The following is a 12,768-nucleotide window of genomic DNA, read 5'->3' on the forward strand; positions in this document are numbered from 1 at the left end:
CACCGAACCCACCTCGTCAACAGGAGAACCAAGATGCAGAGCCCCACTTCGAATCGCAGGCTGGTCGTGAGCGCCATGGCCTCGATCGCCGCCCTGGCCTTCATGGCGGCGGCGCCCGCCGCGCGTGCGCAGGCCGACAAGCCGGTGCGCATCGGCTTCTCGATGGCGCGAACCGGCATGCTGGCCAACGCCACGCCTTCGCAGTCGAACACCTACGAGCTGTGGAAGGAGCAGGTCAACGCGCGCGGCGGGCTCGACGTGGGCGGGCAGAAGCGCCGGGTGGAGTTCGTCACCTACGACGACCAGTCGAAGCCGGAGCAGGCCGTGCGCATCTACGAGAAGCTGATCACCGACGACAAGGTCGACCTGCTGCTCGCGCCCTGGGGCACGCCCTTCCAGATCGCCATCGCGCCGGTGCTGGAGAAATTTAAGTTCCCGATGGTCGGCAACACCGCGGCCTCGGTCGCGCTGCGGCAGGTGAAGCCGGGCTACATCTGGTTCCCGACCTCGGCCATTCCCGACCGCATCGGTGTGGAACTCACGGCGATGCTGAAGGCCAACAACGTCAAGACGGCCGTGGTGCTGGCCAACGTGCTGCCTTTCACCAAGGAGATCAAGAACTACCTCGAGCCCGAGCTCAAGAAGGCCGGCATCGAGATCAAGCTCTCCACCGAGTACCCGCCGGACATCAAGGACATGACCTCGATCCTCACGCAGGTGAAGCAGGCCAACCCCGATGCGGTGCTGGCGCTGGCCTACCCGGGCGATTCGGTGCTCTATGCCAAGCAGGCCAAGGAGCTGGGGCTGGCGAGCCCGGTGCAGTTCATCGCCATCGGCCCGAGCGATGCCTTCTTCGCGAAGGCCGTGGGCACCTCGGCCGCAGAAGACGTGATCACCATCGCCCACTGGTCGCCGCGGCCCGAATGGAAAGGCTCGCAGGCCTTCCACGACGCCTACGTGAAGAAGTTCGGCGAAGACCCCGACTACCTGAACTCCGCGCTGGCGTGGATGTCGCTCGAGATCCTGGAGACGGCGGTCGCCAAGAATGGGCTCGACAAGCCGAAGATCCGCGAGACCATCAGCAAGGACACCTTCGAGACCATCAACGGCAAGGTCAAGTTCGAAGGCGTGCAGAACTCGATCACGCCCACCGCCTTCGTGCAGACGCAGAAAGGCAAGCTGCAGATCATCTGGCCGCAGTCGATCGCGACCGGCAAGTACGCGCCCAAGAAGTCCTGGTAGCGCATGCCTATCGTCGACGTGCTCACGTCGGGGCAGCTGCTTTTCGCTGCCCTGGTCACGGGGTCGGTCTACGCGCTGGTCGCGCTCGGGCTCAACCTGGTCTACGGCACGATGCGCATGCTCAACGTGGCGCACGGCGACCTGGTCATGCTGGGCGCCTACGCGGCCTACTGGGCCTTCAGTATCGCCGGCATCTCGCCGCTGCTCGCCGCGCCCGTGGTGGCCGGCCTGGGCGCGCTGCTCGGCTGGGCGCTGTACCGCGGGCTCTTTCGCCGGCTGCTCGCGGTGGCGCCTGCCGATGCGGGCCGCATGGAGGGCAACTCGCTGCTGCTCTTCTTCGGGCTGTCGATCATCCTGCAGAACGCGGCGGCCATGCTCTTCACGCCGAACAACCGCGCCATCCAATATCTCGACGAGGTCTGGCGCGTCGGCAACGTCGCAATGACGGGTAACCGCATCGCCACCTTGCTGCTGGCCGGCACCACCTGCATCGGCATCGCGCTGTTCCTGGCGCGCAGCACGGCCGGCCTGGCGATGCGCGCGGTGATCGAGCGGCGCGAGGCGGCCTACATCGTCGGCGTCGACGTCGACCGCGTGCAGTGGGGCAGCTTCGCGCTGGGCTTCGCCAGTGCCGCGCTGGCCGGCGTGCTGATGTCGATGCTCGAACAGTTCTCGCCGTTCTCGGGCTTCCCGTTCACCATCGCGGGCTTCATCGTGATCATCCTCGGCGGCCTGGGCAACGTGATGGCCGGGCTGGTGGCGGCGTTGCTGCTCGGCGTGATCGAAACCTACGGCGTCGCCCTGACGTCGGCCAACCTCCGCTCCGTGCTGCTCTATGGATGCTTCGTCGCCGCGCTCCTCCTCTTTCCCAACGGCCTCCTTGCCCGCACGGCCCGCCGTTGACATGAAGCTCCCACGCAGCGAGCGCGCCTGGCTGTCCGTGCTGGCCGCCGGCGTGGTGGCGCTCGCGGCGCTGCCTTTCGTGGCCAACGACTACCTGGTCGGCACCGGGCTCACGCTGCTGATGTGGCTCGCGCTCACGCAGAGCTGGTGCGTGCTGTCGAAGATGACGGGCTACGTGTCGCTCGGCCACGTGGTGTTCTACGGCCTGGGCGCCTACCTGATGGTGGTGACCTGGCAGCAGCTGCCCTTCGTGCTGGTCATCCTTTTCGCCGGTGGGCTGGCCGCAGCCTTCGCGGCGCTGGTCGGGCTGCCGGTGCTGCGCGTCAAGGGGCCGTACTTCGTGATCCTCACCTTCGGCCTGGCCGAGCTGGTGAAGTTCAGCATCATGGCGGGCGAGGCCGCCAGCGGCACCGCGAGCCGCATCCTCTTCGGCACGCCCGACCTGGTGGTCGTGTACTTCCTGATGTTCGCGCTGGCATTGCTGGCCACCGGGCTGCTCACCTGGGTCAGCCGCTCGCGCTTCGGCCACGGCCTGCGCTCGCTGCGCGAGAACGAAGAGGCGGCCGAGACGCTGGGCGTGCCGGTGGTGCGCTTCAAGCTGCTGGCCTTCGTGCTGTCGGCCGCCATTCCGGGCATGGTCGGTGCGGTGATGGCCTTGCGCTCCACCTACTTCGTGGTGGGCGGCGTGTTCGATCCGATGATCTCCATCACCGTGATCGCGATGGCCATCCTCGGCGGTGGCGACAACGCGAAGGGGCCGCTGCTCGGCGTGGTGTTCCTGTTCGCCATCCAGGAGCTGCTGTGGGCGCATGCGCCGCTGCTCTACATGATCATCCTCGGCGCGATCCTCATCACCTTCGTGCTGGTGCTGCCGAACGGGCTGGTGGGGCTGCCCGAGGCCTGGGCACGACGGCGCACGGCGCGTGCGTCGGGAGATCGAGCATGAGTCCCTTGCTGGCCGTGCGCGGCCTGGGCAAGCGCTTCGGCGGGCTCACGGCGCTGCACGGCGTCTCGTTCGAGGTGCCGGCCGGGCACATCGTCGGGGTGATGGGCGCCAACGGGGCCGGCAAGACCACGCTGTTCAGCCTGATCGCCGGCAACACGCGGCCCAGCGAGGGCCGCATCGACTTCGACGGCACGCCCATCGTCGGCCTGCGGCCGGACCAGATCTGCCGGCTGGGCGTGGCGCGCACTTTCCAGATCGTCAAGCCCTTTCCGTCGCTCACGGTGCTGGAGAACCTGCGCACCGGTGCGATGTTCGGGCATGCGCAGTTGCATCGGCGCCAGGATGCCGACGCCGCGTCGATGCAGGTGCTCGACGAGGTCGGCCTGGCCGACGTGGCGCACCGGGCCGCGTCGTCGCTCACGCTGTCGGGGCAGAAGCGGCTGGAGATCGCGCGCTGCGTGGCCACCGGCGCGCGGCTGCTGCTGCTCGACGAAGTGATGGCGGGGCTCACGCCGACGGAGGTCGGGCAGATGCTCCAGACGCTGCGGCGCATGCAGGCTGCGCGCGGGCTCACGCTGCTGGTCATCGAGCACGTGATGCGGGCGCTGATGGAGTTGTGCGGGCGAATCGTGGTGTTGCACCACGGGGAGCTGATCGCGGAAGGGACGCCGGCGGAGATCGGGGAGAACGAGAAGGTGCTGTCGGTCTACTTCGGAGCGCATGCATGACCCCCGCCATGCTCGAAATCGATTCGCTCGTCACCGGCTACGGCCAGACAAGGGTCGTGCACGGCCTCACGATGCAGGTCCGCGAGGGCGGCGTCACCGCGCTGCTCGGCGCCAACGGCGCCGGCAAGACCACGCTGATGAAAACGCTCTGCGGCCTGCTTCCCGTGCAATCCGGCGCGCTGCGCTTTCTCGGTGAAGACATCGCCAAGGTCGCCGCCAACCGCCGCGTGCTCTCGGGCCTAGTACTGGTGCCCGAGGGCCGCATGGTCTTCCCCTCGCTCACGGTGCACGAGAACCTGCGCCTGGGCGGCATCAACGACCGCGCACGGCCGCGCTGGCGGCAGAACGTCGACCGGGTGTTCGACATCTTCCCGCGCCTGCGCGAGCGCAGTGCGCAGCAGGCGGTGACGCTGTCGGGCGGCGAGCAGCAGATGCTGGCCGTCGGACGCGGCCTCATGGCCGAGCCCAAGCTGATGCTGCTCGACGAGCCCACGCTGGGCTTGGCCCCGGTGATGGCGCTCGAGATCTTCGCGCTCGTGCGCCGGCTGGCCGCGGACGGGCTCACGCTGCTGCTGGCCGAGCAGGATGTGCAGCGCACGCTCGACGTCGCGACCCATGCCTACGTCGTCGAGAACGGCCGCATCGCCGCCGAAGGCCCGGCCGCGGACATCGCCGGCGATCCGCGCATCCGGCAGGCTTACCTAGGACTTTGACCATGACCCCCACCACCCATCGCACCTATCGCATTCCCGGCACGCCCGCATTGGCCGTCGACCTGGCAGCCGACGTGGCGCCCGGCCCGCTCGCGCTCTTCATGCACGGCATCGGCGGCAACCGCGGCAACTGGCGCGCGCAGCTGCCGGTGTTCGCGCCGCACTTCTCGTGCGTGGCCTGGGATGCACGCGGCTACGGCGGCAGCGATGACTACGACGGCCCGCTCGCCTTCGACGACTTCGTGGGCGACGTGCTGCGCGTGCTCGACCACTTCGGCGTGCAGCGCGCGCACCTGGTCGGCCTGTCGATGGGCGGCCGCATCGCGATGCGCACGGCGCTGCTGCACCCCGAGCGCATCGCCACGCTCACGCTGCTCGACACGCACGAAGGCTTCGAAGCCTTCACGCCGCAACAGCGCCAGGCTTTCGTCGACAGCCGGCGCGCGCCGCTGCTGGCGGGCCAGGCGCCGGCCGACATCGCCGATGCCGTGGCGCGCTCGCTGGTCGGCCCGAAGGCCACGCCTGCGCAGTTGCAGCAGCTGGTCGACAGCATCGCCGCGCTGCACAAGGATTCGTACATCAAGTCGCTGCAGGCCACGGTAGAACAGGTCACGCTGGGCGACATCTCGCAGATCGGCGCGCCGGCCCACTTCGTCGTCGGCGCCGACGACCGCCTGACGCCGCCCGCCATGCATCACGAGATGGCTGCCAAGCTCGGCGGCGCACCGGTCAGCGTGCTGCCCGATGCGGGGCACCTCAGCAACATCGAGAACGCCGAGGCCTTCAACCGGGTGGCGCTCGACTGGCTTCTGCCGCGTGCCGGCCTGGGCGACGTGCCCACCCGCTGGCCGCTGTAGTCGCTACGACGCCGCGGTGCCCGTGCGCGGCAGCAGGGCCGGCACCAGCGGCCGGTCGAGCCGGTCGCGCCACCAGCGCAGCGCACGGCCTTCGCTGCCGGTCTTCCAGGCGAGCCAGAAGGTCTCGGGCGCGCGCGGCTCCTCGGTGGCCAGCTCCACCAGCGAGCCGCGCGCCAGCTCGCCAGCGATGCAGGCGCGCGGCAGGTGGCCATGGCCCAGGCCCTCGACCTGGCAGGCGATCTTGGCGGCCATGCTGGGCACGGCGATGCGCGGCTGCCCGGCCAGCAGGCCCACGGTGCGGTCCGAGGAGGTGCGCGCGCTGTCGCCGACCACGATGGCGTTGCAGTGGATCAGGTCGCCGCGCTGCAAGGGCTGGTCGAGCCGGGTGAGGGGATGGGTGGGCGCGACGCAGAAGGCGAAGTCCAGGCTGCCCACGTTCACCGCCTGGTAGCCGCCGCCGGCCGGCCCCTCGCCGGCGGCGATCACGATGCGGCGCGGCCTTCGCGCAGCGCCTCCCAGGTGCCGGTGAGCGCCTCGCAGCCGATGCGCAGGCGCGTGCCGCAGCGCAGGTCTTCGAAGGCGCGGATGTCGCCGATCAGCGCCTGGGTGGGAATCAGCGAGTCGTGCACCAGCCGCAGCTCCGACTCGTAGCCGGTGGCGATCTGCCGCATGCGCGATTCGAGGTCGCGGGCCGCGGTGAGCAGCCAGCGGCCCTCCTTGAGCATTTCGTCGCCCGCCGACGTGAGCGTGACGCGCGGGCCGTTGCGCTCGAAGAGCTGCATGCCGAGCTGCTCCTCGAGCTTGCCCACCGCGTACGAGATGGTCGAAGGCACCTTGTTGAGCCGCACGGCGGCCGCGGCGAACGACCCGTGGCGGGCGATGGCATCCACGAGTTCGATGGCTTCGAGGGAAAGCTTGAGCATGCGTTGCTCCGAAAAAGGTCGGCGTGAGCGATGTTCGAAAAATTCGATCGTCGACGCCTAAAAGTTTCGCCAACGACCGGGCTCGGCTTCGACATGATTGCGTCCATGCCGAGGGGAAATATTCAACAAGATCCCCGACGCAGATTGTGAATTCAATCGAATTCGAACGGAAGCAGAAGGCCATCCATTTCACACGGCCCGCTTCTTCCGCCCTTCAACGCCATGTCATCGACCCAGGAGCCTCTCATGACCGTCAAAGCCACCCCCACCGCCGGCGCCAAGCTGCTCACGCCCACCGACCACACGCTGGTGATGATCGACTTCCAGTCGCAGATGGCCTTCGCCACGCACTCGATCGACGCAGTGACCCTGCGCAACAACGCCGCGCTGGTGGCACAGGCGGCCGCGGGCTTCAAGGTGTCGACCATCCTGACCACCGTCGCCGAAAAAAGCTTCTCGGGCCCGATGTTCGGCGAGATCACCGACGCCTTCCCGGGCCAGAAGCTGCTCGACCGCACGTCGATGAACACCTGGGAAGACGCGGCCGTCATCGACGAAGTCAACCGCATCGGCAAGCCGCGCATCGTGCTGTCGGGCCTGTGGACCAGCGTGTGCATCGTCGGCCCGGCGCTGTCGGCGCTGGACCAGGGCTTCGAGGTCTACGTGATCGCCGACGCTTGCGGCGACGTGTCGGCCGAAGCGCACAACCGCGCGATGGACCGCATGGTGCAGGCCGGCGCACGCCCCATGACCTCGCTGCAATACCTCCTGGAGCTGCAGCGCGACTGGGCCCGCGGCGACACCTACGACCTCACCACCGGCATCGCGAAGAAGGTGGGCGGCGCGTACGGCCTTGGCATCACCTACGCCAAGAGCATGTTCAACGCCCACGAAGGCTGATCGTCGAGTCGAAGGCGCCGACCATGAAGCCCTACCTCGTCTCCCTTGCGCTGGGCCTGCTGGTCGGCGTGATCTACGCGCTCTTCCAGGTGCGCTCGCCGGCGCCGCCGGTGATCGCGCTGGTCGGCCTGCTGGGCATCCTGCTCGGAGAGCAGATTCCACCGCTGGTCAGGCACGTGTTCCACCGCGACACGGTGAGCACGTCCTGGCTGCATCACCAAGTCAAGCCGCATGTGTTCGGCGAGCTGCCGAAGTGCGCGCAGCCGTCGAATGCATCGGCCACCCCTTCATCCGGAGACCGAAGCGCATGACATCATCTTCCGACCCCGGGCGCCGCCGCTTCCTCGGCGCGATCGGCGCCACCCTGGCCGCACCCGGCTTCGCGCAAATCCCCAACACGAGCCCATCCGCCATGTCCGACACCCAGACGCCCGACCTGATCCTGCGCAACGGCCGCATCACGACGCTGGACCGTGCCAATCCCATCGCCAGCGCGGTGGCCATCCGCGGCGGCCGCTTCACGCACGTGGGCCGCGACGAGGACGTGCTGCCGCTGGCCGGCAGCGCCACCCGCGTCATCGACCTGAAGGGCCGGCCGGTGCTGCCGGGCCTGATCGACAGCCACCTCCACATCATCCGCGGCGGCCTCAACCACAACCTGGAGCTTCGGTGGGACGGCGTGAAGAGCCTCGCCGACGCGATGGCGATGCTGAAGCGCCAGGTGGACGTCACGCCCGCACCGCAGTGGGTGCGCGTGGTGGGCGGCTTCACCGAACACCAGTTCGCCGAAAAGCGCCTGCCCACGCTCGACGAGATCAACGCGGTCGCGCCCGACACGCCGGTGTTCATCCTGCACCTGTACGACCGCGCGCTGCTCAACGGCGCCGCGCTGCGCGCCGTCGGCTACACCAAGGACACGCCACAGCCGCCCGGCGGCGAGATCACGCGCGATGCCGCCGGCAACCCCACGGGGCTGCTGCTGGCCAAGCCGAACGCGGCCATCCTCTACGCGACGCTCGCCAAGGGCCCGAAGCTGCCGATCGAGTACCAGGTCAATTCCACCCGCCACTTCATGCGCGAGCTCAACCGCCTGGGCGTGACAGGCGCCATCGACGCGGGCGGCGGCTTCCAGAACTACCCCGAGGACTACCAGGTCATCCAGCAGCTCGCCGATGCCGGCCAGCTCACCATCCGCCTGGCCTACAACCTGTTCACGCAGAAGGCCAAGCAGGAGAAGCAGGACTTCCTCAACTGGACTTCCACGTCGAAGTACAAGCAGGGCGACGACTACTTCCGCCACAACGGTGCCGGCGAGATGCTGGTGTTCTCGGCCGCCGACTTCGAGGACTTCCGCCAGCCGCGGCCCGACATGGGCCCCGAGATGGAAGGCGAACTCGAGGAAGTCGTGCGCGTGCTGGCGCAGAACCGCTGGCCCTGGCGCATGCACGCCACCTACGACGAGACCATCACGCGCTCGCTCGACGTCTTCGAGAAGGTGAACCGCGACACACCGCTCGCGGGCCTGAACTGGTTCTTCGACCATGCCGAGACCATTTCGGACAAGTCGATCGACCGCATCGCCGCGCTGGGCGGCGGCGTGGCCGTGCAGCACCGCATGGCCTATCAGGGCGAGTACTTCGTCGAGCGCTACGGCGCCGCCGCAGCCGAGGCCACGCCGCCGGTCAAGCGCATGCTGGAGAAGGGCCTGAAGGTCGCTGCGGGCACCGATGCGACCCGCGTCGCGTCGTACAACCCGTGGGTGTCGCTGTCGTGGCTGGTCACGGGCCGCACGGTGGGCGGGCTCCAGCTGACCCCGCAGCGCAACTGCCTCGACCGCGAGACGGCGCTTCGGCTCTGGACCGAGAACGCGACCTGGTTCTCCAACGAGGAAGGCAAGAAGGGCCGCATCGCGGCCGGCCAGCTGGCCGACCTGGTCGTGCCCGACCGCGACTACTTCGCCTGCCCTGAATCGGAAATAGCCGACACGAGCGCGCTCTTCACCATGGTCGGCGGCAAGGTGGTCTGGGCGGCCGGCGACCTGGCGGCGCACGACGAGGGCTCGGTGCCGCCCGCCATGCCGGACTGGTCGCCGGTGCGCCGCTACGGCGGCTACGGCGCCTGGGGCCGCAGTGCGAACAGTGAAGGCGCGCCGCTGCAGAAGGCGATGCGCCAGGCCGCCATGTCCTGCAGTTGCGCCAGCAGCTGCGGCGTGCATGGGCACGCGCATGCGTCTGCCTGGGGCAGCAAGCTGCCGGTGTCGGACCTCAAGAGCTTCTGGGGCGCGCTCGGCTGCGCCTGCTGGGCGGTATGACGATGCGCTGGACCACTTCTCCCGCGCTGCGCTGGATCGCCTTGCTGCTGCTGTGCGCGGCCTACCTGCAGGGTGGGCTGCAGAAAGCGTTCGACTTCCCCGGGGCGATCGCCGAGATGAACCATTTCGGACTCTCGCCCGCGGCCCCGATGGCCATCGCGGTGATCGTGCTCGAGCTGGGCGCCGCGGCGCTCATCCTGGCCGGCCGCCTGCGCTGGCTCGGCGCCTCGGCGCTCGGGCTCTTCACGTTGCTGGCCACTTTCGTGGCGCTGCGCTTCTGGGAGATGCCTGCGGGGCAAGCGCGCTTCATGGCGGCGAACGCCTTCTTCGAACATCTCGGCCTGGTCGGCGGCTTCATGCTCGTCGCCTGGCAGGACCTGCGGGAGCGCGCTCATGTCTGATGTCCAGTCCGCCGCGAAAGCGGCTCCCGCGGCGGGCGCCTTCGCGCCGCTGCGCCAGCCGGTCTTCGCCGTGCTCTGGGCGGCCACGGTGCTCGGCAACATCGGCAGCTTCATGCGCGACGTGGCGAGCGCCTGGCTGGTGACCGACCTGTCGGCCAGCCCCACGGCCGTGGCGCTGATCCAGACGGCGGCCACCTTGCCGGTGTTCCTGCTCGCGATTCCGGCCGGGGTGCTGTCGGACATCCTCGACCGGCGCCGCTTCCTGATCTTCGTGCAGCTGGTGCTGGCGGCGGTGAGCGGCACGCTGCTGGCGCTGTCGTACAGCGGCGCGCTGACGGTCGAGTACCTGATCGCGCTGACCTTCGTCGGCGGCATCGGCGCGGCGCTGATGGGGCCGACCTGGCAATCGATCGTGCCCGAGCTGGTGCCGCGCTCGGACCTCAAGGGCGCGGTGGCGCTCAACTCGCTGGGCATCAACATCGCGCGCTCCATCGGGCCGGCGGCCGGCGGCTTGATCCTCGCGAGCTTCGGCGCAGCGGCCACCTACGGTCTGGACGTGCTGAGTTACGCCTTCGTCATCGCCGCGCTGCTGTGGTGGAAGCGCCCGCCCGCCACCGACACGGCGCTGTCGGAGAACTTCCTCGGTGCCTTCCGCGCCGGCCTGCGCTACACCCGATCGAGCCGCGAGCTGCACCGGGTGCTGCTGCGTGCCGCCGTGTTCTTCGTGTTCGCCAGCTCGGTGTGGGCGCTGCTGCCGCTGGTGGCGAAGCAGATGCTCGGCGGCGGCGCCGGCTTCTACGGCGTGCTGTTGGGCGCGGTGGGGGCGGGCGCCATCGGCGGCGCGCTGGTCATGCCGCGGCTGCGCGCCCGGCTCGATGCCGACGGCATGCTGCTGCTGGCGGCGTTGCTGGCCGCCGGCGTGATGGGCAGCCTGGTCTTCGCGCCGCCGCGGTGGCTGGCCGTGGCGCTGCTGCTGTTGCTGGGCCTGGGTTGGATCGTGGCGCTGACCACGCTCAACAGCGTGGCGCAGGCTATCCTGCCGAACTGGGTGCGCGGCCGCGGGCTGGCCGTGTACCTGACGGTGTTCAACGGTGCCATGGCCGCGGGCAGCCTGGGCTGGGGCCTGGTCGCGCAGGCCATCGGCGTGCCGGGCACGCTGGTGGCGGGCGCGGTCGGCCTGGTGCTGACGGGGCTGCTGTTCCATCGCGTCAAGCTGCCGAAGGGCGAGGCCGACCTGCAGCCTTCCAACCACTGGCCCGAGCCGCTGCTCACCGAGCCCGTGGCGCACGACCGTGGCCCGGTGATGGTGCAGGTCGAATACCGCGTCCGGAAGGAGGACCATGCGGCCTTCCTCGAAGTGATGAAGCGCCTGTCGCTCGAGCGCCGCCGCGATGGCGCCTATGCCTGGGGTCTGCAGGAGCACACCGGCGACGCGGAGCGGGTGATGGAGTGGTTCCTGGTCGAGAGCTGGGCCGAGCACCTGCGCCAGCACCACCGGGTGTCGCATGCCGATGCCGACCTGCAGGCCGAGGCGCTGCGTTTCCACCAGGGGGAGGACAGGCCGGAGGCACACCACTTCCTGGCGCTCTGAGGCGGGCTTCGCCGGGGGCATCCCCTCGGCGAAGTAGCCCGTGCCGCCCCGAGGTACTAGGTCGAATTGCCGAGGGAAACTGGCCGGAAGACACGTTGGCACAGGCAGTGACCTGGGTAACATCCTGATGTCAACTTTCGGCTGACATCCGATCCTGTGATGTCTGCTCAGCGAGGGAGTCAGGTGTCTGTGTTGCGGCTCACAAGGACTACTGCCAGGGTGCTTCTGCTGTGCGCCGCGAGCATGCTCGCGGCACCGGCCGCCTGGGCGCAATCCGGCGGCAGCGGCAACGTGGCGGCCCAGATTCCGTGGGCCCAAAGCCCCACCATCGTCGGCATCGTCGAGGGTGGCGCCACCCTCATCCGCCAGACCACGCGCCACACGCTGGCCGAGGGCGTGGCCCTGAACGAGCAGGACATCATCGAAACCGCACCGGGCGCGTTCGTGCAGATCGAGCTGCCCGGCGGCACGCTGGTCGGCGTCGGCGAATCGACGCGGCTGATGCTGCGGCCGCGCGTCGGCAAGGGGTTGGCGCCCACGCCCATCTACCTGCTGCAAGGCTGGCTCAAGACCGGCAGCGGCGCGTCCTTCTCGTATTCCAGCCCGGCCTACGAACTGGCGGCACAGGCCGCCAGCACGGTGGCCTACACCGCAGGTTCGCAGTACGAGGTGTTCGTCGAGAGCGGCACCGCGCGGCTCGCGCTGCGCGACGGCGGCCAGACCGTGTCGCAACTGGCGGCGGGCGACTTCGCCCAGCGGCGCGAAGGTGCATCGCCCACCGTCGCCCGGCGCGCGCCACCCGAGTTCCTGGCCAAGGTGCCGCGCCAGTTCCGCGACCGGCTGCCCGCGCGCGGCGAACAGTTCGCCAAGCGCCCCGTGGCGCCCAAGCCGTTGGGAGAGATCTCCTACGCCGACGTGTCGGCCTGGCTGCGCACCGAGCCGGGGCTGCGCCTGTCGCTGCTGCCGCTGTGGAAGTCGCGCGCCGCCGCCGACCCGGCCTTCCGCGCCGCGGCCAAGGCCGAACTGCCGCGCCATCCCGAATGGGAGCAGTTCGCCGACCCCGAGGGCTATGCGCGCCGCATGGCCGAAGAAGCCGAGCGCCGCCGCGCACGAGAGGCTGCGCGCCAGGCCGCCCGCCAGGCGGCCCGGGCCGCGGCCGAGGCCAGCGGCAGCAGCACCGCATCGGGAAAACCATAGTGAACCGTCGCGCTGCCTTCCGCAACCCAGCGACGTGAAGCCACCCTTGGACTGGA

The 12,768-nt window shown here is 69.5% G+C and carries 12 protein-coding genes and 1 pseudogene; 12 read left to right on the forward strand and 1 reads right to left on the reverse strand.

The genetic code is table 11. The annotated features are described in order from the left end of the window. Positions 1–33: 33 nt before the first annotated feature. Genes B0W80_RS05600 through B0W80_RS05625 form a run of 6 tightly spaced genes read left to right on the forward strand, consistent with a single transcriptional unit; the run spans position 34 to position 5,389 of the window. Positions 34–1,242 carry an amino acid ABC transporter substrate-binding protein gene (locus B0W80_RS05600; RefSeq protein WP_076998118.1) on the forward strand — a complete coding sequence of 403 codons (1,209 nt, stop codon included), beginning with the start codon at positions 34–36 and terminating at the stop codon, positions 1,240–1,242. Positions 1,243–1,245: 3 nt separating this feature from the next. Continuing rightward, positions 1,246–2,145, forward strand: a complete 900-nt coding sequence (locus B0W80_RS05605) for a branched-chain amino acid ABC transporter permease (protein WP_076998119.1) — start codon at positions 1,246–1,248, stop codon at positions 2,143–2,145. A gap of 1 nt (position 2,146) precedes the next feature. Further along, complete coding sequence (locus tag B0W80_RS05610) at positions 2,147–3,091, forward strand: branched-chain amino acid ABC transporter permease (protein WP_076998120.1); 945 nt, start codon at positions 2,147–2,149, stop codon at positions 3,089–3,091. Then, on the forward strand, positions 3,088–3,819 hold the full coding sequence (locus B0W80_RS05615) for an ABC transporter ATP-binding protein (RefSeq protein WP_076998121.1): 732 nt from the start codon (positions 3,088–3,090) through the stop codon (positions 3,817–3,819). The genes B0W80_RS05610 and B0W80_RS05615 overlap by 4 nt, the downstream gene beginning before the upstream one ends. After that, entirely contained in the window at positions 3,816–4,532 is a 717-nt protein-coding gene (locus B0W80_RS05620; protein ID WP_218668871.1) for an ABC transporter ATP-binding protein, read from the forward strand. The genes B0W80_RS05615 and B0W80_RS05620 overlap by 4 nt, the downstream gene beginning before the upstream one ends. Positions 4,533–4,534: 2 nt before the next feature. Further along, complete coding sequence (locus tag B0W80_RS05625) at positions 4,535–5,389, forward strand: alpha/beta fold hydrolase (protein ID WP_076998122.1); 855 nt, start codon at positions 4,535–4,537, stop codon at positions 5,387–5,389. A 3-nt stretch (positions 5,390–5,392) separates the two neighbouring features. Here the strand turns inward: B0W80_RS05625 and B0W80_RS05630 are convergent. Next, positions 5,393–6,312, reverse strand: a pseudogene (locus tag B0W80_RS05630) (LysR family transcriptional regulator). Between the two features lie 246 nt (positions 6,313–6,558). On the opposite strand from B0W80_RS05630, the gene B0W80_RS05635 reads away from it, so the two are divergent. From B0W80_RS05635 to B0W80_RS05660, 6 genes are all read left to right on the forward strand, one after another. Further along, positions 6,559–7,212, forward strand: coding sequence for a hydrolase (locus B0W80_RS05635; RefSeq protein WP_076998123.1), 654 nt, complete (start codon positions 6,559–6,561; stop codon positions 7,210–7,212). 23 nt (positions 7,213–7,235) lie between these two features. Beyond that, positions 7,236–7,523: a DUF1427 family protein gene (locus tag B0W80_RS05640; protein ID WP_076998124.1), complete on the forward strand. Its 288-nt coding sequence runs from the start codon at positions 7,236–7,238 to the stop codon at positions 7,521–7,523. A gap of 101 nt (positions 7,524–7,624) precedes the next feature. Further along, the gene (locus B0W80_RS05645) at positions 7,625–9,523 is read left to right on the forward strand and encodes an amidohydrolase (RefSeq protein WP_076998160.1); all 1,899 of its coding nucleotides are present in this window, start codon (positions 7,625–7,627) and stop codon (positions 9,521–9,523) included. Beyond that, positions 9,520–9,924 (forward strand): DoxX family protein, encoded by a 405-nt coding sequence (locus B0W80_RS05650; RefSeq protein WP_218668872.1) that lies wholly within the window; start codon positions 9,520–9,522, stop codon positions 9,922–9,924. The genes B0W80_RS05645 and B0W80_RS05650 overlap by 4 nt, the downstream gene beginning before the upstream one ends. Beyond that, on the forward strand, positions 9,917–11,515 hold the full coding sequence (locus B0W80_RS05655; RefSeq protein ID WP_076998125.1) for an MFS transporter: 1,599 nt from the start codon (positions 9,917–9,919) through the stop codon (positions 11,513–11,515). The genes B0W80_RS05650 and B0W80_RS05655 overlap by 8 nt, the downstream gene beginning before the upstream one ends. Positions 11,516–11,734: 219 nt before the next feature. Then, positions 11,735–12,712, forward strand: coding sequence for a hypothetical protein (locus B0W80_RS05660; RefSeq protein ID WP_076998126.1), 978 nt, complete (start codon positions 11,735–11,737; stop codon positions 12,710–12,712). Positions 12,713–12,768: the final 56 nt, after the last annotated feature.

This window comes from Variovorax sp. KK3 (assembly GCF_001984055.1).
Classification (GTDB): Bacteria; Pseudomonadota; Gammaproteobacteria; order Burkholderiales; family Burkholderiaceae_C; genus Variovorax.